The organism is Terribacillus sp. DMT04 (genome assembly GCF_019056395.1).
Lineage (GTDB): Bacteria > Bacillota > Bacilli > Bacillales > Amphibacillaceae > Terribacillus > Terribacillus aidingensis_A.
The window spans coordinates 2,080,242-2,100,113 of the sequence record NZ_CP077639.1 but is presented as its reverse complement, the minus strand read 5'-3'; the positions used below and the strand labels follow the sequence as shown (position 1 = coordinate 2,100,113).

Here is a 19,872-nt window from a genome sequence, read left to right as displayed (position 1 = left end):
TGAAGAGCCGTTATCTCCCTTGAGTGTACGACACAGCTTTATTATTTGTGCCGTAAATGAAGGTGGTACCACGGAAACTAACCCTTTTCGTCCTTTTGGATGAGAAGGGTTTTTATATGTTCACCAAAAGCATTAAAGGAGGAACTAGGCATGACAACAGACAAATCACAAGAACAAACAGCATTGCCATCCAAATATGATCCGTCCAGTATTGAAGCTGGCCGTTATCAGTTCTGGCTGGATGGTAAATATTTCGAAGCAACAGGAGATGAGAGCAAACAGCCTTACTCCATCGTAATTCCGCCGCCAAACGTAACAGGTAAGCTGCACCTAGGCCACGCATGGGATACGACATTACAGGATATTCTAACTCGTATGAAGCGTATGCAAGGCTACGATGTGCTTTGGCTGCCAGGAATGGACCACGCCGGTATCGCTACGCAAGCAAAAGTAGATGCAAAGCTGCGTGAGCAAGGTATTAATCGTTATGAGCTTGGCCGCGAAGGTTTCTTAGAGAAGAGCTGGGAATGGAAAGAAGAGTATGCCAGCTTTATTCGCACCCAATGGTCGAAAATGGGGCTTGGTTTGGATTATTCTCGTGAGCGTTTTACATTAGATGACGGGCTCTCCGAGGCAGTGAAAGAAGTATTCGTGACGTTATATGAAAAAGGCTTACTGTACCGCGGCGAATATATCATCAACTGGGACCCGGCTGCTAAAACAGCACTATCTGACATTGAGGTAATTCATAAAGACGTGCAAGGCCACTTCTATCATATGCGTTATCCATTGGCAGACGGAACAGGGCATATCGAAATTGCGACAACACGCCCGGAAACATTCCTTGGTGATACTGCCGTAGCTGTTCATCCGGATGATGAGCGCTACCAGCACTTGATTGGCAAAACGGTTATGCTTCCGGTCGTTAACCGTGAGATTCCGATTGTTGCAGACGATTATGTAGACATGGAATTTGGTTCTGGCGCAGTAAAAATTACACCTGCACATGACCCGAATGACTTTGAACTAGGAAACCGTCACGACCTTGAGCGCATTCTTGTAATGCATGAAGACGGCACAATGAATGAAAAAGCAGGCAAATACAACGGCTTGGATCGTTTTGAGGCCCGCAAGCAAATTGTAAAAGACTTGCAGGAGCAGGGTGTTCTTTTCAAAATCGAAGAGCATATGCACAGTGTCGGACATTCCGAGCGCAGCGGTGCTGTTGTAGAACCTTACTTGAGCACACAATGGTTTGTTAACATGGAGCCATTAGCGAAACAAGCATTGGAAATGCAAGCAGGCGAAGAAAAAATCAACTTCGTACCAGAACGTTTTGAAAGAACATACGCTTACTGGATGGAAAACATCCGTGACTGGTGTATTTCCCGTCAGCTTTGGTGGGGCCACCGCATCCCGGCTTGGTACCATAAGGAAACAGGAGAAGTTTATGTAGGCAAAGAAGCGCCAGCAGACATTGAGAATTGGCAGCAGGACGAAGATGTATTGGATACATGGTTCTCTTCTGCATTATGGCCGTTCTCGACAATGGATTGGCCTGACACAGAAGCTGCTGACTTCAAGCGCTACTTCCCAACAGATGTGCTCGTAACAGGTTATGACATTATCGCATTCTGGGTAAGCCGCATGATCTTCCAATCAAAAGAATTCACTGGCGAGCGTCCATTTAAAGATGTACTTATTCATGGACTTGTTCGTGACGGAGAAGGCCGTAAGATGAGTAAGTCGCTTGGTAACGGTGTAGATCCGATGGATGTGATTGAGAAGTATGGTGCCGACTCTTTGCGTTACTTCCTATCAACTGGTTCATCACCAGGTCAGGATTTGCGCTTCCAGTGGGAAAAAGTTGAATCAACTTGGAACTTCGCCAATAAGATTTGGAACGCATCCCGCTTCGCTTTGATGAACATGGAAGGATTGAAATACGAAGATATTGATTTATCCAAAGAGAAGAGCTTGGCAGATAAATGGATTCTTACCCGTTTGAACGAAACGATTGAAGCTGTGACATACAATGCAGAGAAATATGAATTCGGTGAAGCTGGCCGTCATCTGTACAATTTCATTTGGGATGATGTATGTGATTGGTATATTGAAATGGCGAAGCTGCCGCTATACGGGGAAGACGAAGCGGCAAAACAGATGACGCGTTCTGTGCTTGCACATGTATTGGATCAGACAATGCGCATGCTGCACCCATTCATGCCATTCATCACAGAAGAAATTTGGCAGCAGCTGCCGCATGAAGGCGAGTCTATTACAATTGCAGCATGGCCTGCAGTTAATAAAGACCTTCATGATGAAAAAGCAGCCGAAGAAATGAAACGCTTGGTTAGCATTATTCGTTCTGTTCGGAACATCCGTGCAGAAGTAGATACACCAATGTCTAAGCAAATTAAGCTGCTTATTCAAGCAGAAGACAGCACAATTGAAACAGAGATGAAAGCGCAGCAGCACTATATTGACCGCTTCTGTAACCCAAGTGAACTGACAATTGCTACAGAGGTTACAGCACCAGAAAAAGCAATGTCAGCAGTTCTTACAGGCGTCGAGCTTTACTTACCGCTAGAAGGCTTGATTGATATCTCCAAAGAAATCGAACGTCTGGAGAAAGAACTCGACAAATGGTCAAAAGAAGTAGAACGTGTTGAGAAGAAACTTTCCAACCAAGGCTTCATCAGCAAGGCACCAGAAAAGATCGTCGAAGAAGAACGTGCTAAGCAAGCAGATTATGAAGACAAACGCGCACGCGTACAGCAGCGTATCAATGAATTAAAAGGCTAATGCCAGTAAAAGACGCACTAGAAAACAAAGCTAGTGCGTCTTTGGCTTACATAAGGAGAGATATCATGCTCACATTCCAGAAGCTTGAAACAAAGCGGATTGTATTAGATCAAGTGAAGATGCAAGATGCACCGTACCTTTTTGCCACCTTGTCTAATGAAAATGTGACACAGTTTTATGGCATGGATCCGCTTCAGTCAATTGAAGAAGCAGAGCGCGTCATATCTTCCTTTCGCTGTGGGCTGCAAGAAGGCAGAGTGATTCGCTGGGGCATGTACTGCAAAGAAGCTGGCCGCTTCCTCGGCACAATCGGCTTGCACCAAGTGAATCGCAGCAATATGCGGGCCGAAATTGGCTACGAACTTCATCCTGATCATTGGAAAAAAGGCTTTGCAAATGAAGCCATGCAAGCTGTACTTCGTTATTGCTTTGAAGAGATTGAGTTGCTGCGAATTGGAGCAATGGTTTATCCCGAAAATACCGCATCAGCTTCACTTCTGGAAAAGCAAGGATTCCAAAGAGAAGGACTATTACGCAGTTATTATTATCATGGCGGAAAAACACATGATGCGCATGTATATGGACTTTTGCGAGAGGAATGGGAGGCAGGGAGCAAGAGCTAACAGAATATCGTTATTAAAAGGAGTTGTCTCTGCGCTGATGAGATAACTCCTTTTTCAGTTCTGAAAGATAGATTTACGAATGAAGCTATTCGGAGTCACAGCATTGTCGCATGAAGGAAAAGCCCGTTTAGAAAGGTATTTCTTGAGGGTAGTGTAAAAGAACGGCACCAGTAGCGTTTAGATAAGACAAACGGCTGTTCAGGTGAATCAAAATGTGGAAAGAAGGAGGACAAACCATGAAAAACAAATATACCTTCCTTTTAGGGGCTTTGCTTTCTGTTTTTATTATCAGCGGCTGCAGCGGTGATGCAGATGACACGAGTGATACGAAAACGGAAGACTCCAATCGTGTAAATCATGAAGAGCCATATAATGAAGCTGGTGATGAGGAAGTAGATAAGGAAGCAGAATCGGTGGAAGGTTAGGCAATTATGAACATATAAAAACCCTTTCCGTAAAAAGTTTGGTAACTTTAACGGAAAGGGTTTTCGTATATAGTAGCTTCTTTGCTAGGTCTGAATTATTTAAATGTGGGAGCAGCGATATTAAAGCGATTCCCAATTTCCGATTTCATTTCTGAAGAAGCTTCCGAGAAGGAGATATTCTTTATTAGTTCAATCTCTTCCGTTAAGAATGCTTCTGCATCATGATAGGTTTTCTTGTCTAGTGGTGAGAGCTTACCTACCGTTATATGGAAGTGCAGCAAGTCTCGCATGATATGGAAAAGATCTGAAGTAGTACCTGACTTCATTTTCTTTTCTAAGAATTTTGACCGTTCACTTACAGAGGAAGGTAAAGGAACACATTCATCATAGAAATCTTTTTTCACCGTTTCGAATTGATCTAAAGAAATGATTGGACGAAGACCATTCCAGTTCTTATCCTGATTCGGTACAAAAATGTGCATCTTCCGATTAGGGAAAAACACTTTAAAAAATTCTTTTTCTTGTTCTTTGACCGTTATATATTCCTTAGATTCTATGGTTCCAGTCCCATGATATGGATAGAATACACTATCTCCACCTTTGAGCAAATTAAAATCTCCCTTCCGTTCTAACTCCATTATAACACAGATTGTCTTTGTTGGTTTTGTGGCTTTGTGTTGCCGAGAAGCTCTGCCTAAAATTATTGTTTAAATATGTAAAAAAGTGTTGCATGTTTTGAATCGAAAAGAGATCAAAATACAAGCTGCATCAGGTTTTTCAGCCGCAAGAGCTCCTGTCAGTAACATGCTAAATAGTTATTTAAAAAAATAAATTCTAACAACATATTGACCTTTTAACAGCTATGCTGTAGGATACTAAATATCTTAATAAATGAGCGTTGAATGGAACACAGTAGTGTATGTTCTCCCTGCCAAAGCGAGCTGACGGTTGGTGCAAGTCAGTGCAAAGAACAACGTGAATTACAATCCAGGAGCATCTTCTTCGAAACCAAAGCGTGAGGAGAAGACGGTGATGAGCCGTTATGCAGAATGAGAGATCAACATACGTATGTTGATAATTAGGGTGGTACCGCGTAAATCCACGTCCCTGCTGATATTTTCAGCAGGGACTTTTTTAATTTGAATAGTAATGAAGCAATGAATGGAAACGAGTAGTGTATGTTCTCCCTGAACCAGAGAGCTGACGGCGGGTGCGAGTCAGTGCAAAGAACAGCATGAATTACAGTCCAGGAGCATCTTTCTCGAAGCCAAAGGTGAGGGGAAGACGGGGAAGCGCCGTTATGCTGCATGAGAGATCGACATACGTATGTCGATAATGAGGGTGGTACCGCGATAATTCGTCCCTGCTGATAGAGATGTCAGCAGGGACTTTTTGTTTTTGTTCGCACGTTAAGGAGGTGGTTAACCATGGAAGATGGTTATTTTTATACAGCATTTCGGAAGAAGATATTAAGAACGGAAAGAGGAGATCAAGATGAGTCAGAATGGTTTGCGGAAAGAGCTACTACCTAGACATGTTCAATTTTTAGCATTAGCTGGTATGATTGGTACTGGTATTTTTAAAGGGAGCGGCGAAACAATCGGAATTGCTGGCCCGGGTGTTGTTGTTTCTTACTTGCTGGGCGGCGTCCTTTTGTTAATTGTTATGGTTGCTTTAGCTGAGATGGCAGTGATGTATCCAAATCATAATGTACAGCATTTAGTTCATAAAGCATTTGGTTTTCATATTTCATTTATTGTTGGCTGGCTGTACTGGATCAACTGGACACTCGTTACCATTGTAGAAATTCTGGCAGCGGGATCTTTCTTACAATTTTGGTTTTCTGAAACGCCGCTTTGGCTGTTAAGTGCGATTTGTGCCGCAATCATCATTAGTATAAATAGTCTGCAAGTAAAGTTTTACGGGGAAATGGAATTTTGGTTTGCTAGTATTAAAATTATCGCACTCGTACTCTTTATTATATTAGGCGGAGCAGTTTTGTTAGGCTTAACAGACTTTGCTCCTGACACACCAACACAGCATTTGCTCGGTCATGGCGGATTCTTCCCGAATGGCTTGCAAGGTGTATTCAGCGCTTGTTTAATTGTTATGTTCTCCTTTGGCGGATCTGAGCTGATTGGTGTAGCCATCTCTGAAACGAAAGACGTAAAAAAAGTATTGCCAAAAGTAATCCAAGGTGTCGTTTGGCGGGTGCTTATCTTTTACATTATGCCAATCACCATTATCGCTGGATTAATACCTTGGGACCAAGTAGCCGGTATGGAAAGTCCATTTACCCAAGTAATGGATGCAATCGGCATACCGGGAGTTGCGCATGTGATGAACTTCATTTTATTGACTGCCGTTCTTTCAGCAGCAAACTCCGGCATGTTTGCGACTTCCCGAACGATGTTTGCTTTAGCAGAAAAAAGAGAAGCGCCACAAGCCTTGACGAAAACTTCTAAATCAGGAGCTCCTATCAATGCGATCGCATTAAATGGCGGCTTACTGCTGGTAGGAGCCGGCTTAGCTTACTTTGCCCCAGAAAGCATTATCGGAACGATGATGACAATACCAGGCTTCACGATGCTATTGCTGTGGTTAAGCATATGCGCAGCACAGCTGAAACTGCGCCCTAGCTATGCAGAAATGCCGCATTTCAAAATGAGGCTGTTTCCAACAACCACAATCGTCGGCATGGTGGGATTAGGTGTCATCTTAATTGGATCTACGTTTAGTAAAGGAATCTCGGTAGGAACGGTAGTTTGTTTTACAGCTTTAGCGATATTGATTGTCTTGGCTTTGGTTGTAGGTCGGAATCGAAAAGGTTGAGATGACTAAGTTGACGCGCGCACTTTAAACAAATCAAGAATTCAGATAAAATAAAATGGAAAAGAATGCTATATAACTATTATGTAGCATTCTTTTTTCTATATCATCCTTGATTGCTTACACAAGACTCTGAATTTATTTATGGAGGCGAAGCAATGGAAGTTCAAATCATGTCTGTTTTTGTAGGCGTCGTGTTTGTTATCTTGTCTTACTTTATCAACGTGAAAAAAGAGCTGCGTTTCCTGCGCGGGTATAACCAAGAACGAATCCGAGATAAAAAGAAATTTATTGAACTTGCCAGCGCCTTCTATTTGGTTGGTGGATTCATATTAATTTTAGTGCCGATTGTATTTCCAGCTGAATGGAGCATAGCTGCTGTTCAGTATGTGGTACTGGCGAATCTTGTGCTGATTATATATGTGAATGTAACGATGGTTGATAAATAAAGCGTCATTGTCATTTACTTGTTCAGCGAGTGTGCGCGAGATAAAAGCGGGCGATCTTGGTGCCATAATACGTTGACGGGAATGCCAAAGAAGGCTGAAAGCTGGTCGCTGGAGATGAGTTCTTTCGTACCTCCGGATGCGAATACTTTTCCGTCCTTGAGCAGCAGTGTCTGATTAAATATCGGTAAGATTTCCTCGATATGATGCGTGACATAAATAATAGTCGGTGCGTTTGGCTTGCTGCTGATTCTTTCGATGGATTCTAACAAAGCTTCCCTTGCTAGAAAATCTAATCCATTGGCAGGCTCGTCCAAGATGAGCAGCGGCGGATCTGCCATTAAAGCACGAGCGATTAATACACGCTGTCTTTCACCGAGTGAAAGTGTTTCGTAGCGGCGATTTGCGTAAGCAAAACAGCCGAGATCATGGAGCAGCTGCACAGCTCTTTCTTTCATTTCCTCCGTAGGTTTCTCATAGAGTCCAATGGATGCAAAAGCACCGCTCAAGACAACTTCAAAGGCATTATTGCCCAAGTCGAACTTCTGCTGAATAGAAGAGGAAACAAAACCAATTTGAATGCGCAGCTTTTCAGCAAGGTATGTACGGCCAAACTCTTTGCCTAATACTTGCATGTTTCCTTCTGTCGGAAAGCTGTATGCATTGAGCAAATTCAACAGAGAGGTTTTGCCAGATCCGTTCAATCCGAACAATACCCAGTTTTGCCCTTTCTGCACTTGCCAATTCAGGTTCTGTAATATCCAGCTTCCATCTCTTTTTAAGGACACATTCTCTAACGCTAGGATCATATGTACTGCCTCCTGTCATTTCTTAAGTTAAACAGATATAAGTTTTATATTCAAAACTTTCGAATAATTCGAAGCAGGAGACGCCCTGTATTGCTTAAGCGTCTCTATCATTGTAATGCTCGGGTGTTATTTCCATTATCTACTCAAGGATTGCTTTATATATTCCAAATACAGCCGAACGATATTCACGTCACTCACTTGGCTAAGCGTTCTGCTTCCAACTACATCTTCTATTTCATTAAATAAAAAGCTTCCATCCTCGTCAAAGAGAAAATCAATCCCCACAAAGCTGAAGTCGTAATAATCTACAATCCGCTGCACGAGCTGTTGTTCTTCTCGACTTAAATGGTAGAGAGAGGCACTGCCGCCAAGGGAATAATTTGCACGAAAATCTTGTTCACTGCTGCGAAGAACGGCCGCAATAATCGTTTTGCCAATTACAAAAACGCGCACATCTTTTCCTGCACTCGGTGCTAGCTGCTGCATAAGAATAGGCTGGTTGATGTATTGCTGCTGCAGGTGCTGGTATTGAGCCAGTGTTTCTACTAAATGAACGTCCTTGCCGCCACGGCCGCCTGCTGATTTCCACACAAAAGGGTAAGCTAGTGGCGGCTGGGGGATAGGGGCATTCGTTTGGAAAACCATATCTACCATCGGGATACCAAGCTTTGTTAATTCCAGGTGGGTTTTTATTTTGTCATTCGCCAAGGCAGCTACTTGTGCATTATTGAAACAAGCAACGCCTGCTTGCTCGAGGTGTGCCGTCAGCAGCGGATCAATGGTCCGTACAATAGCAAAGTCGGGAATGTCCTGTTCTCTGTGATTCAAGGCTGCTTGTCCGCGCATTATCGAGATAGACAGCTCATCTGTGAAGACGAGACGCAATTCCAGGCGAAGCTGTTCACTTTCCGAAAGAAACCAATCAATAAAAGCGGCGTTTCGTTCGGCATCTGCTCGATTATAAATCAGCCAGCCATTCATGATAGCATCTCTTTAATATGTGACATAATAGCATCAGAGACATCGACGCCCGTGCAGTCAAAGATAGAACGGATATGTGCATTGGAATTCACTTCACAGACAATTGGTTCCCCTTGAGGTCCAAATAGCAGGTCAACACCTGCAAAGTTAGTTCCGACAGTGTGCGCAGCAGCAATCGCAAGTTCTGCCTCTTTATCTGATGGTGTATAAGGCTGCATGCTGCCGCCTCGTGAAACATTGGCGCGAAAATCCGTGTCTGATGCTCGAATCATAGAGGCAACGACCTTATCGCCGACAACGTTTATCCGGATGTCACGGCCATGACTTGTATGGATGTATTCTTGCAGAACAAAGGGCTCGGTACCGATTTCTCTTATTTTCTTATGTAGTTGTTCTTTTGTCTCGATAAGATACACTTGTTCCCCGAAAGATCCAAATGCTTCTTTAACAATCATCGGGAAGCCGAGTTCTGTTATTGCTGGTTCAAACGTATCCAGCTGCACAGGCAAGGTACCTGGAAATATTTTTGGTGCGATAATCGTTTTCGGTATGGCAATGTTTGCTGCTGCAAGTGCTTGGTACATCAAAATTTTATTGTCACAGAGAGCAATCGATTTGCTGGAGTTGAATAACGGGATTCCTAAGGTTTCCAGCTGCTGCGCAAGCGGAATATCTTTGTCACTAAAGACGACAAAGTCCGGCATATCCTCTGCTTCTTTGAGTAAACCGTTAGCTGAACCAACGACGCCTAACAAGGCGTTATTTTTAATGATTTTCATATCAATCTGCTGTGCTTTGGCGGCGCGCTGCATCCATTCTGCAAAGTCGAGAAACTTTTTCCCGCCAAGATGGCCATTGTAGATGACCCAGCCAAGTTTCGGTGTAGCCATAGTTGAAGTTCCTTTCTTTAGGAGATGCGCTACATATGAAGAAATTATTTCTATAGTGGCAGCACGATCTAGTTTGTTATAATAGTCCATTATACATGGAAGGAGATGCTTTATGTTTGAAAACCTAGCACAAGCAGAAGCTTTTTTAGCCGGTCGCAGGCATCTTGGCATTAAGCCGGGGCTGCATCGGGTGCAGCAGCTGCTAGAAGCATCAGGCAATCCGGAGCGGCGAATGAAAACCATACATATTGCAGGTACAAATGGCAAAGGCTCGACAGCAACTTATCTTGCCCGGGCCCTTACAGCAAATAACTGGAGAGCAGGAAGTTTTACTTCACCAACTCCCGGCGGCTTTTTGGAAAGTATACAAGTGGACGGTCATTGGATAACAGAGGAAGCATTTGTACATGAATGTAATTCGCTTCTTGCAATAATTGAAGAAATGGACGGTCAAGATGCGCATCCGAGTGAGTTTGAAATTCATGTTTGTATTGCTTTTTCATATTTAGCCAAACATGCTGACATTAGCCTGATTGAAGCAGGCATGGGCGGAAGAGGCGACGCGACCAATGTCTTGCAGCCGTTACTCAGCATTATTACCAATATCGGCCTTGACCATCAGAAGTTCTTAGGAAATACCATTGCAGACATCGCGGCAGAAAAAGCAGGAATTATAAAAGCCGGAGCACCAGTACTTAGTGCGGCAACCCAGGAGGAGGCTATTAACGTTATAGAAGCGCATGCAAAGGCAATAAAGGTGCCTCTAACTTGGGTAAGGGCAGAAAATGCAGAACGGTTCCAAGTGCAACTAAAAATGAGAGGTCAGCACCAAAAGCTGAACGCAGCACTTGCCGTGGAAGCTTGTCAGGTTCTTCAGGGGCTAGGGATTACTTTAGAGGAAGAGAAAGTAAGACAAGCAATAAGCCAGACACAGCTGCCAGGAAGATTTGAGCTTATCAAAAAAGAGCCTCAAATTATCCTTGATGGAGCGCATAATGCAGAAGGTATGGCTGCTTTTGTTAAAACGGTACAAGCACATTACCCAGACAAAAAAATAAAGGTTCTATTCGGTGCGTTTCAAGACAAGCCATTCGAACAGATGATACAGCAGCTTCAAGAGATTACAGATGACATTACATTGACGACGTTTGAACATGAACGTGCTGCAGATTTGAGCACATTGACAGAAGCATTTCCGGGAGCGAATAGGGTCCGGTGGACGGAGTGGGTCGACCAGGCATGTACAGCTAATCAAAGAGATACGGTTTATTTTGTGACTGGATCACTCCACTTCATCTATCAAGTAAGAGCTTATATTGTTAAAAATTGAAAAATGTGTTAATTTTAATTATCTGAAATTTTATGAGGTTTTGGGGTATAGCAGGAAGGAAGAAACGAGATGGTGAGCAGCAGCAAGAGACGTTGGATTTGGGTAGCGTGGTTGATTATTTGGCCTGCTTCTTTGTATATGATCTGTCAACATACTAATTTTCAGGAGATTAAATGGCTGGATTTAAGTGCATTTACTGCGCTGGCTGTTGTTGTTGCACTTTTCCCAATCATGGTTAACCAAATACCCGTTTTCTTCCTCAATGGCATCACCTTGGTTATTTATCTCAACTTCGGCTTATTTATCGAATTAATCATTACAACACTCAGCATCACAATTGTGCTGCTGCAAGTGCGGATGACAAGAAAAGATATCTTCCGAATCCCTTTAAATTATTTGATGTTCTTAGTAATGTCTGTAAGCGTAGCTGGTGTGTATCATTTATTTGAATTGCCTGGAAGTGAAGAAAAGACACTGGAAACGCCGTTGCACATTATAGCGATATTGGCTTATTCCTTAACACTTTTTCTATTAAATCATGTTTTAATTACTTTAACTAGAAGACTCATATATGGTAAACGGGACAAAATTTTTGAACGCAGCTTTTTCTGGGAATTTATGACGACTTTTTATATTTTACCAGCAGCACTTCTTCTGCATTTGCTGTATCACGAGATTGGTGCGATTGCTGTCGTATTTATCGGTTTTTCCATTGTCAGTACCTCCTATATTTTACGGCTCTACTATGGCAGCCGCAGCATGAATGAGCGGCTGCGAATGGTCAGTGAAATAGGACATGAGCTGACCGCTCAGTTGAATGTGAAAGAGACGCTTGATTTGTTTATGGAGCGCATTGTGGAACTTGTCCCAGTCGACCAGGCTTTGCTCTTCGATGTGAGAGAAGAGGGCGAATTAAACTTGATTCGTTTGTATGACCCTAAAAATCATTCTCCCTATAAACAAGGAATTCGGATAAATAAAGGGGAAGGGATAGGCAGCACATTTTGTGCAAATGGCGCTGGCATACGATATGGCAAACGGCAACAATGGCTGCACAATTGGAAAGGTACTGCGCCAGTGCACAGTGAAAGTTTAATGTGTGTACCAATACAACGTGAAAGTCAAATGATCGGTATGCTTGTACTATTGTCTGATCAGCGAAACGTATACGAAAAATACCAATATACGCTCGTCCATTTGCTCGCGGATTTTATGGCCGTCAGCTTGCTGAATGCGGTTAACTATGAACAAACAAAGAAAATCAGTGAGCGCTGTGCATTAACGGGATTGTATAATTATCGCTATTTCGAGAAAGAAATGCAAAAGCAGTTTGAATATCGAGACAAATCAGAGCCGGTATCTTTGATTATGCTCGACTTAGATTACTTCAAACAAGTGAATGACATGTATGGACATGAAGCAGGCAATGATGTGCTGCGACAAGTAGCGGACAGATTGCGTCTGGCCGTAGCTGAAGAAGGAGTGCTGACCCGTTATGGCGGAGAAGAATTCGCCATTATTCTTCCAGGATACTCTTCTGACAAAGCAGCAGCGATTGCGTCAAAGGTGCAGCAGCGCATAACGGAGCGCATTTTCATCACGCAGCATTTTCTAGAGGACCAGTCGCTTGTAACACTTGCTGTGACGGCAAGTATCGGTGTTGCATCTTACCCGGAAAACAGTGAAGATCACCTCGAGCTTGTCCGGCATGCCGACCGCGCCATGTATGTCGGTGCGAAACAGCGGGGCCGGAACAGAGTAGCTATATATGATCAAATTGAACAACCAGAAAACATTCCTTCTTAAAGGGATGTTTTTTTGTATTTGCTGTTGACGTAATGAAGTGATTATTATATAGTTACTTACGTAAAGTAACTTAATGAAAAAGTGAAACTGAGGAGGAACGAACATGGCAGTATTGAATTTAGATAAAGCACACAGTGGTATTTCTTTTACGGTGAAACATATGATGGTTTCCAAAGCAAAGGGGAAATTCGAAGACTTCGACGTACAATTCAGCGGAGATTTGAATGATTTGGATAATTCATCTGTTACAGTAACAATTCAGTCTGCTTCCATCAACACAGGCAACCAGGACCGCGACGGTCACCTGCAGTCTGGAGACTTCTTCGATGCAGCCAACCATCCTGCCATGACATTCAAAAGCAAATCCGTTAAACAAGTTTCCGGTGACGAATACGAAATCATTGGCGATTTCACTATTAAAGAAGTAACAAATGAAGAAACTTTCAAAGCAGAATACAATGGCACATCCAAAAACCCAATGGACGGCAGCACAATCGCCGGCTTCGAAGTAGAAGGAAAAATCAACCGCGAAGCATACGGCCTAACCTACAACGCAGCACTAGAAACAGGCGGCGTATTGATTGGGAGAGATGTTAAATTCACAGCGGACTTCGAGTTTGTTGTAGAATAAGAGAGTATAAGGAAAGACCTATCCCGGGTGGGGTAGGTCTTTATTTTTGGCATTTATGATTTTCTTTAATAATCATGTCTTTGCCATTATTATTTTTTATTCTTATGTCTCCACCGGCGCATATAGTCGCTTTTGACCAGTTAGGACCACTGGAACCCTCTATTGTAATATCACCCTCTGCTATTATTTTGACAGGGGTATGAATGTCTAAGTTACCCAGAACCTTTAAATTACCTTTTACGTATAGCGATCCGTTAGTCGCAGTAAGATCTCCATTTACTAGTACGTTTCCTCCAATTTCAAACTTAGTTTCTCTCTGAAAATATATATTTCCAGATATCAGAGTATCTTTACCTACATACAGCTCTGCTTTCGATAATAAATTCAGGTTTGTTGCTTCTAGATTTCCCGCTATATGAAAAGTACTAAAATTTTGAAACTCAGAGTTGCCTTTTAAATATGCATCTCCACCTACACATCCTGAACTTTCAGTAAAGAAGTGAGCCCCTTCTCCAGTTTCTACATTACCATGCACCATAAGAACTGATTGATTTTGTGCTTGAAGTTTTTTAGATACAGTTAGACTTGTAGTTTCTAGGGATGACTTACTAAATAATCCTAAGCCATTTTGCGTGTATGTTTGCTTTCCGATGTTTGTATCTGCAGTATTATAAAGCGACAATTCGCCATTTACTTTCAAACTCTGATCCACTTTAAACGGTATATCATTAATACTAGTACTATGTGTTACAGTCATACTACCATCTGTAACTTTTACACTGCGGTGGTTATTCAGATCAAATTGCCACAAAGAAGATGTAGTGTCACCTGTAAACTGTAATCCTTTTGAATACTGATCATTGTTAGTATCTGTGATTATTTGTTTCTCAAGTATTTTGCATTTTTCTATTACAGCTGAACCTTCGTCAGGCTTAACTAAAGACACTGTAAGCTCATCTTTAGTCGGTTTTGAGAAAGCAGTATCTACGTCAAAAGTCTCATTTTCTTCATTGTTGTTTTTATGAGAAATAGTAAAATTTACTTGCAAAGTTTTGACTTCTGATTGAGAATTAAAGCAATTAGGTTTAGAAGGGTCAGAGCCTTTATAAGAAAATTCGATAGCTGAAAGTTTATTATCATTTAACTGTAACTTGATTATTTCATCACTTTTTGATCTAAGTATATTTTCCTCTTCCTTATTAAGACACATACCATCTAAATTACCGTTTTCATATGCAGTACGCAAAACTTGTGTTACATAAGTAGCATCGTTTCTTAAACTGTTCGTCGCTTCTGCATTTGTATTGTTATGCATCGCTTGAACAGTTAGGGACACTGCAGCTACGGATACAATGCTGAATAAAAGCAAACCGGCAAGCAGTTCGATGAGCGTGAATCCTTTTTCGTTCGACATGTTACAACACTCCTGAAAGATTAATAGAGGTGAGTCTATTGAAATCATATAAACTTAATGAGAAAGGCTTTACCTTAATTGAAATATTGGTGAGCCTAACGATTTTAGCCATAGTGATTGTTGCTTTTGTTCCTATGTTCACTCAAGCTGCTATGCACAACAAGATAAATGGCAATACATTAAAAACAAATGAAGCGGCCCATGTTGTTGCAGCAGAATATGAAAAGATCTCTGATTTGAATGTTTCGGTAAGTCAGCTGGCAAGTTGCAGCAGCGCAGAAAAGAGCAAGTTACCACCTTTCAAGAAAACAATCGGTGGTAAAAAATATACAGTTTATGTAGATGTATGTAGGTACGAAACAGGGCAGGTAGAAAACCTTGTTCAAGCTGTTTTTACCACAACAAATGAAGAAAGACCAGAAACAAAAGGGATAGCGAGAAAATTTTTAACAGTGGGTGAAACCAATGTCCAAAATTAATAATGAAAAAGGTGCAGCATTGGTTTTAGTTCTCTGGATTATTGTGCTGTTTGTTGTTTTAGGAACCATTCTATTCGCGCAACTGCTTACTACTTCTAAACAAATGGTAAAGCAAGAAGAAGCTGCTGCTGAAACAGACATTATAAATATGTCTGTTGTTTATGTGAGTACATACTTAAAACAACAAGGCGGAGAAGATGGTATTACAGAGAAAGAATTAACTAGCCTACTTCATACCGTACCTAATCCTATAATAATTGACGAATATACTGCTACGCTATCGAAGCCTGAACTCGAAGAAAGCCAGATTAAGTTAACCATTACAGTAAGCGATGAAAAGGGTAATGAACGTACAGAAGTGGAATACATTCCAATCTCTAAATAGTTCCAAAGTTCCATCAGAATTCCTATTTATGTTACTTTAGTATTGATTACATTTTAATCTAAGACTATATTAATAGTAATCTATTGACAAGAGACAGTGAAGATTTTTGTAGAAACTTAAGATTGGAAGTGGAAGTATGGCGAAAAAGAGAAAACTGGGTGAACTGCTTAAGCGGGCGGAGCTTGTTACAGAGGAGCAGATTGTAGCGGCAATTAAAGAGCAGCGTCCGGGTCAAAAATTAGGGGATGTACTGCTTGAAAAAGGATATATCACCGAACAGCAACTCATAGAAGTGTTGGAATTTCAGCTAGGGATTCCGCATGTTTCGCTTTTCCGTTATCCATTCCAATTTGACTTAGTAAAGCTTCTGCCGATTCAATTCGCACGGAAGAGTGTCGTAATTCCGTTAAGCAGAGAAAATAATGTACTGACAGTTGCGATGCATGATCCAATGGACTATTACGCGATTGATGATATGGAAATGTATACCGGATTCTCGATTAAACCGGTCATCGCTGCTAAAGCAGAGATTTTGGAAGCAATAACGGCTGTTTATAAAGAAGCCGAATCTGGTGAATCACGTGCCGAGACGGCGGCAGAAGCGGCGCCAGCGATTCGTATCGTAGAGCAGCTCATTAGCTCAGGTGTTCAGCTGAAAGCTAGTGATATACATATGGACCCTTACGAAACAGAAGTGCAAGTGCGTTATCGAATTGATGGTGACCTTCGCCGAGAGAGAACGTTGCCTAAATCAATTCAGGCGGCGGTTGTCGCTCGCGTTAAAATTCTAGCTAATATGAACATTACAGAAACGCGACTGCCTCAGGATGGTCGAATTAAGTTGAAAATGGAAAACACTCATGTGGACCTTCGGATAAGTGTCCTGCCAACTGTTTACGGAGAAAAGGTCGTTATTCGTATTCTTGACTTAAATAACGTAATTAAAGGACTGAACGAGTTAGACTTTAGCGAAGATAATTATAAGAAATACAGTAGGCTTATTGAGCAGCCCTCTGGTCTTGTATTGTTTACCGGCCCGACTGGTTCTGGTAAATCTTCAGGTCTGTATGCATCTATTAATCACTTGAATCGCGAGCAATTTAATATTATCACGGTTGAAGACCCGGTAGAGTTCGAGCTGCAAGGTGTGAACCAGATGCAAGTGAACAGCAGCATCGGACTAACCTTTGCCACAGGACTGCGATCCATTCTTCGACAAGATCCAAACATTATTATGGTCGGGGAGATACGGGACAGTGAGACAGCAGAGATTGCTATTCGAGCGTCCCTTACTGGTCACCTTGTTTTCAGTACATTGCATACAAACAATGCCATTGCCTCTATACCACGTTTAATGGACATGAAGATAGAGCCATATTTAGTTGTCTCTTCCGTGACAGGAGTGGTGGCGCAGCGTCTTGTAAAACGAATTTGCCGAGATTGTAAACAAGCATATACACCGACAAACGTAGAAGAGGAACTATTAGCAAGACATGGATTAGAAAGTGACCAGTTATATCGCGGTATGGGATGTAACAGCTGTAAGCAGACAGGTTATAGAGGCCGGATGGCTGTGCATGAGCTGCTCGTTGTCGATGATCATATCCGGGATTTGCTTATTCAGCAGCGTTCTGTGGATACAATTAAGCAAGCAGCTGTTGAAAATGGAATGAAGATGTTAATTGATGATGGATTAGAGAAAGCAATACAAGGCATGACAACAGTGGAAGAAGTATTGCGGATTACGGTAGATAGTTAAGGAGCGTCCAGATGAAAGAGACTTTTGATCAGCTATTGATAGCAGCAATGGAAATGAACGCATCAGATATTCATTTGACTGTGGCAGTTCCGCCAATCTTTCGTGTGCACGGTGTGCTTCGTCGGCATCGGGGTAAAAATCTAAACCCTGAGGACACGGAAGGCATGGCAAAAGCGATTTTAAGTGAAAAAAACTGGCTTCGATTCAAAGAAGCAGGCGAAGTCGATTTTTCCTATAGTATTCCTGGTATTTCACGTTTCCGAATTAATGCTTATCACCAAAGAGGCTGCGTTTCTTTAGCTGTCCGTGTTGTACCGACCAACGTGCCCACGCTAACCGATTTAGATTTGCCAGACGTTCTGCGCATGCTATCTGGGAAACCTCAAGGCTTAATTTTAGTAACAGGTCCAACTGGCAGCGGGAAGAGTACCACTTTAGCGGCGATGATTCACCATATGAATTCGAGCATGCAGCGTCACATCATTACATTGGAAGACCCGATTGAGTATTTACACAAGCATAATCAATGTATTATCGACCAGCGGGAAGTGGGCTTGGATACGGATAATTTCGCAAATGGTCTGCGCGCTTGTTTGCGCCAAGATCCGGATGTCATTCTCGTCGGAGAGCTACGAGACTTAGAAACAATCTCGACGGCTATCACGGCAGCTGAGACGGGTCATCTTGTATTAGCGACGCTACATACGAGTTCCGCGTCACAAACAATTGATCGGATTATTGACGTATTTCCTGCTGAGCAGCAGCCGCAAATTCGTATTCAGCTGGCTAGTGTACTGTCTGCAGTTTTATCACAGCGGCTCGTTCGCCGTGCTGATGGACAAGGGCGCAAAGCATTAACGGAGTTACTCATCAATACGTCGGCAATCAAAAACTTGATCCGCAACGGGAAGATGCATCAGATTCCAAGTATTATGCAAACGTCACGTGATCAAGGTATGCATACGATGGACATGAGCATTCGCAAGATGGTATCCGCAGGAATCGTAACAATGGATCAAGTGACACCATTTTTGGAAGAGCGAGGGGTATAAATGCATTACTTTCAATACAATGCTCGAGATATGCTTGGCAAAGCAAAGCGAGGAAAAGTGCAAGCTGAAAACCGAAGTGAAGCATTGGAAAAGTTACAATCGCAACAGCTCATTGTCTTTGAGCTTCGCGAATTAAATCGCACTTTAAATAAAGAACTTTCTTTTGGTAAAAGAGTGAAAAAGAAAGAATTTATTATCTTCCTTCGTCAATTATCAACACTGATTGAAGCGGGTGTTTCGCTAGTAGAGGCAACAGGTTTGCTACAGGAACAAACAAAGGACAAGTTTTTAAAAGATACCCTGAAGTATGTGCGAATAGACCTGGTGGAAGGTGTCCGTTTCTCGCATTCAGTTGAAAAGCATCCGAAAATCTTCCCAGAGCTATTCGTGAATATGATTCGCGCGGGAGAAGCGAGCGGGGAACTGGACGATGTCTTAAATAAAATGGCAGTTTATTATGAGAAACAATACGACATGCGGCAGAAAGTCATTACGGCAATGAGTTATCCAGTTCTTGTCGGATTTGTCGCGGTTGCAATTTGTGTAGCGCTTCTCGTAGTAGTATTTCCGCAATTTACAGGCATGTTCTCTACAATGAATGCTGAACTTCCCGCGTATACAGCATTTGTATTGCGTTTGTCAGAGACTATGCAAAAGTACTGGTACCTTGGTGCTCTGCTTTTGCTGCTGTGTTTTATTTTATATAGAATTATTGTGGTAAGACCAACAGGCAAATTATTTTTAGATACACTGAAACTAAAGATCCCAGTACTCGGCAGCTTTTATCAAAAAGCAATCCTTGCCAGGATGACAAGGACTGTGAGTTCGCTGTTAGAAAGTTCTGTTCCAATTCTTGATACGCTGCAAATTTCTGGACGTGTTATACAAAACACCGTGATGGAACAGGTAATGCAAGAATGCTATAAAGCGATTGAGAAAGGTGACTCGCTAGCTGGGCCGATGGAGGCCCACTGGGCATTTCCGCCAATGGTGACACAAATGATACGTGTAGGAGAAAAATCTGGTTCGTTGGATAGTCTTTTGCAAAGAGCGGCTAATTTTTATGAACAAGAGCTGGATTATGCTGCTGAAAGACTGAAAGCATTATTAGAGCCTGTTTTAATTTTGGTGCTATCCGTTATGGTTGGAGGTATTGTTACTGCAGTGATTCTCCCAATGTTTTCATTATATGAAAACTTGTAGTAGTA

The 19,872-nt window shown here is 42.2% G+C and carries 18 protein-coding genes and 3 other annotated features (1 of these 21 cut by a window edge); of the genes, 13 read left to right on the top strand and 5 right to left on the bottom strand.

Annotation, left to right across the window (positions count from 1 at the left end):
• Positions 1–98, top strand: a binding site (T-box leader) (it extends 143 nt beyond the left edge of the window).
• A 52-nt stretch (positions 99–150) separates the two neighbouring features.
• The 3 genes from KS242_RS11165 to KS242_RS11155 all read left to right on the top strand — a co-directional run bounded on the left by KS242_RS11165 (position 151) and on the right by KS242_RS11155 (position 3,853).
• Positions 151–2,805, top strand: coding sequence for a valine--tRNA ligase (locus tag KS242_RS11165; protein ID WP_217321409.1), 2,655 nt, complete (start codon positions 151–153; stop codon positions 2,803–2,805).
• Positions 2,806–2,870: 65 nt separating this feature from the next.
• Positions 2,871–3,428, top strand: coding sequence for a GNAT family N-acetyltransferase (locus tag KS242_RS11160; RefSeq protein ID WP_217321408.1), 558 nt, complete (start codon positions 2,871–2,873; stop codon positions 3,426–3,428).
• Between the two features lie 236 nt (positions 3,429–3,664).
• Entirely contained in the window at positions 3,665–3,853 is a 189-nt protein-coding gene (locus KS242_RS11155; protein ID WP_217321407.1) for a hypothetical protein, read from the top strand.
• A 95-nt stretch (positions 3,854–3,948) separates the two neighbouring features.
• Here the strand turns inward: KS242_RS11155 and KS242_RS11150 are convergent, their stop codons facing one another.
• Positions 3,949–4,461, bottom strand: coding sequence for a CarD family transcriptional regulator (locus KS242_RS11150; protein WP_217321406.1), 513 nt, complete (start codon positions 4,459–4,461; stop codon positions 3,949–3,951).
• A gap of 281 nt (positions 4,462–4,742) precedes the next feature.
• Positions 4,743–4,965, top strand: a binding site (T-box leader).
• A gap of 36 nt (positions 4,966–5,001) precedes the next feature.
• Positions 5,002–5,221, top strand: a binding site (T-box leader).
• 120 nt (positions 5,222–5,341) lie between these two features.
• Between KS242_RS11150 and KS242_RS11145 the strand changes: the two genes are divergently transcribed.
• Together KS242_RS11145 and KS242_RS11140 are read left to right on the top strand one after the other, a co-directional pair.
• Positions 5,342–6,685 carry an amino acid permease gene (locus KS242_RS11145; RefSeq protein WP_371747635.1) on the top strand — a complete coding sequence of 448 codons (1,344 nt, stop codon included), beginning with the start codon at positions 5,342–5,344 and terminating at the stop codon, positions 6,683–6,685.
• Positions 6,686–6,840: 155 nt separating this feature from the next.
• A complete protein-coding gene (locus tag KS242_RS11140) occupies positions 6,841–7,131 on the top strand; it encodes a DUF3784 domain-containing protein (RefSeq protein ID WP_217321404.1) in 291 nt (96 codons plus the stop codon).
• A 14-nt stretch (positions 7,132–7,145) separates the two neighbouring features.
• Here KS242_RS11140 and KS242_RS11135 read toward each other — a convergent pair whose 3' ends face one another.
• The 3 genes from KS242_RS11135 to KS242_RS11125 form a co-directional block, all read right to left on the bottom strand.
• Positions 7,146–7,937: an ABC transporter ATP-binding protein gene (locus tag KS242_RS11135; RefSeq protein WP_217321403.1), complete on the bottom strand. Its 792-nt coding sequence runs from the start codon at positions 7,935–7,937 to the stop codon at positions 7,146–7,148.
• Positions 7,938–8,072: 135 nt separating this feature from the next.
• Positions 8,073–8,918, bottom strand: a complete 846-nt coding sequence (locus tag KS242_RS11130; protein ID WP_217321402.1) for an ATP-grasp domain-containing protein — start codon at positions 8,916–8,918, stop codon at positions 8,073–8,075.
• Positions 8,915–9,808: an ATP-grasp domain-containing protein gene (locus KS242_RS11125; protein ID WP_217321401.1), complete on the bottom strand. Its 894-nt coding sequence runs from the start codon at positions 9,806–9,808 to the stop codon at positions 8,915–8,917. The genes KS242_RS11130 and KS242_RS11125 overlap by 4 nt, the downstream gene beginning before the upstream one ends.
• A 112-nt stretch (positions 9,809–9,920) precedes the next feature.
• Between KS242_RS11125 and KS242_RS11120 the strand changes: the two genes are divergently transcribed.
• The 3 genes from KS242_RS11120 (at position 9,921) to KS242_RS11110 (ending at position 13,575) form a co-directional block, all read left to right on the top strand.
• Entirely contained in the window at positions 9,921–11,138 is a 1,218-nt protein-coding gene (locus KS242_RS11120; RefSeq protein WP_217321400.1) for a bifunctional folylpolyglutamate synthase/dihydrofolate synthase, read from the top strand.
• 69 nt (positions 11,139–11,207) lie between these two features.
• Positions 11,208–12,944 (top strand): sensor domain-containing diguanylate cyclase, encoded by a 1,737-nt coding sequence (locus KS242_RS11115; protein ID WP_217321399.1) that lies wholly within the window; start codon positions 11,208–11,210, stop codon positions 12,942–12,944.
• Between the two features lie 103 nt (positions 12,945–13,047).
• On the top strand, positions 13,048–13,575 hold the full coding sequence (locus KS242_RS11110; RefSeq protein ID WP_217321398.1) for a YceI family protein: 528 nt from the start codon (positions 13,048–13,050) through the stop codon (positions 13,573–13,575).
• 40 nt (positions 13,576–13,615) lie between these two features.
• Here the strand turns inward: KS242_RS11110 and KS242_RS11105 are convergent, their stop codons facing one another.
• Positions 13,616–14,989 (bottom strand): prepilin-type N-terminal cleavage/methylation domain-containing protein, encoded by a 1,374-nt coding sequence (locus KS242_RS11105; protein WP_217321397.1) that lies wholly within the window; start codon positions 14,987–14,989, stop codon positions 13,616–13,618.
• 38 nt (positions 14,990–15,027) lie between these two features.
• Here KS242_RS11105 and KS242_RS11100 point away from each other — a divergent pair, with 38 nt between their 5' ends.
• The 5 genes from KS242_RS11100 (at position 15,028) to KS242_RS11080 (ending at position 19,867) form a co-directional block, all read left to right on the top strand.
• Positions 15,028–15,468, top strand: coding sequence for a prepilin-type N-terminal cleavage/methylation domain-containing protein (locus KS242_RS11100; RefSeq protein ID WP_217321396.1), 441 nt, complete (start codon positions 15,028–15,030; stop codon positions 15,466–15,468).
• The gene (locus tag KS242_RS11095; RefSeq protein ID WP_217321395.1) at positions 15,455–15,853 is read left to right on the top strand and encodes a hypothetical protein; all 399 of its coding nucleotides are present in this window, start codon (positions 15,455–15,457) and stop codon (positions 15,851–15,853) included. The genes KS242_RS11100 and KS242_RS11095 overlap by 14 nt, the downstream gene beginning before the upstream one ends.
• A 136-nt stretch (positions 15,854–15,989) precedes the next feature.
• Positions 15,990–17,612 (top strand): GspE/PulE family protein, encoded by a 1,623-nt coding sequence (locus KS242_RS11090; RefSeq protein WP_217321394.1) that lies wholly within the window; start codon positions 15,990–15,992, stop codon positions 17,610–17,612.
• An 11-nt stretch (positions 17,613–17,623) separates the two neighbouring features.
• Positions 17,624–18,664: a type IV pilus twitching motility protein PilT gene (locus KS242_RS11085; protein ID WP_217321393.1), complete on the top strand. Its 1,041-nt coding sequence runs from the start codon at positions 17,624–17,626 to the stop codon at positions 18,662–18,664.
• Positions 18,665–19,867: a type II secretion system F family protein gene (locus tag KS242_RS11080; RefSeq protein WP_217321392.1), complete on the top strand. Its 1,203-nt coding sequence runs from the start codon at positions 18,665–18,667 to the stop codon at positions 19,865–19,867.
• Positions 19,868–19,872 lie beyond the last annotated feature (5 nt).

Bases quoted from the DNA above. Each gene is read 5' to 3' on its own strand.
- KS242_RS11165 (WP_217321409.1), top strand. From the start codon at position 151: ATGACAACAGACAAATCACAAGAACAAACAGCATTGCCATCCAAATAT.
- KS242_RS11160 (WP_217321408.1), top strand. From the start codon at position 2,871: ATGCTCACATTCCAGAAGCTTGAAACAAAGCGGATTGTATTAGATCAA.
- KS242_RS11155 (WP_217321407.1), top strand. From the start codon at position 3,665: ATGAAAAACAAATATACCTTCCTTTTAGGGGCTTTGCTTTCTGTTTTT.
- KS242_RS11140 (WP_217321404.1), top strand. From the start codon at position 6,841: ATGGAAGTTCAAATCATGTCTGTTTTTGTAGGCGTCGTGTTTGTTATC.
- KS242_RS11135 (WP_217321403.1), bottom strand. From the start codon at position 7,937: ATGATCCTAGCGTTAGAGAATGTGTCCTTAAAAAGAGATGGAAGCTGG.
- KS242_RS11130 (WP_217321402.1), bottom strand. From the start codon at position 8,918: ATGAATGGCTGGCTGATTTATAATCGAGCAGATGCCGAACGAAACGCC.
- KS242_RS11125 (WP_217321401.1), bottom strand. From the start codon at position 9,808: ATGGCTACACCGAAACTTGGCTGGGTCATCTACAATGGCCATCTTGGC.
- KS242_RS11120 (WP_217321400.1), top strand. From the start codon at position 9,921: ATGTTTGAAAACCTAGCACAAGCAGAAGCTTTTTTAGCCGGTCGCAGG.
- KS242_RS11115 (WP_217321399.1), top strand. From the start codon at position 11,208: ATGGTGAGCAGCAGCAAGAGACGTTGGATTTGGGTAGCGTGGTTGATT.
- KS242_RS11110 (WP_217321398.1), top strand. From the start codon at position 13,048: ATGGCAGTATTGAATTTAGATAAAGCACACAGTGGTATTTCTTTTACG.
- KS242_RS11105 (WP_217321397.1), bottom strand. From the start codon at position 14,989: ATGTCGAACGAAAAAGGATTCACGCTCATCGAACTGCTTGCCGGTTTG.
- KS242_RS11095 (WP_217321395.1), top strand. From the start codon at position 15,455: ATGTCCAAAATTAATAATGAAAAAGGTGCAGCATTGGTTTTAGTTCTC.
- KS242_RS11090 (WP_217321394.1), top strand. From the start codon at position 15,990: ATGGCGAAAAAGAGAAAACTGGGTGAACTGCTTAAGCGGGCGGAGCTT.
- KS242_RS11085 (WP_217321393.1), top strand. From the start codon at position 17,624: ATGAAAGAGACTTTTGATCAGCTATTGATAGCAGCAATGGAAATGAAC.
- KS242_RS11080 (WP_217321392.1), top strand. From the start codon at position 18,665: ATGCATTACTTTCAATACAATGCTCGAGATATGCTTGGCAAAGCAAAG.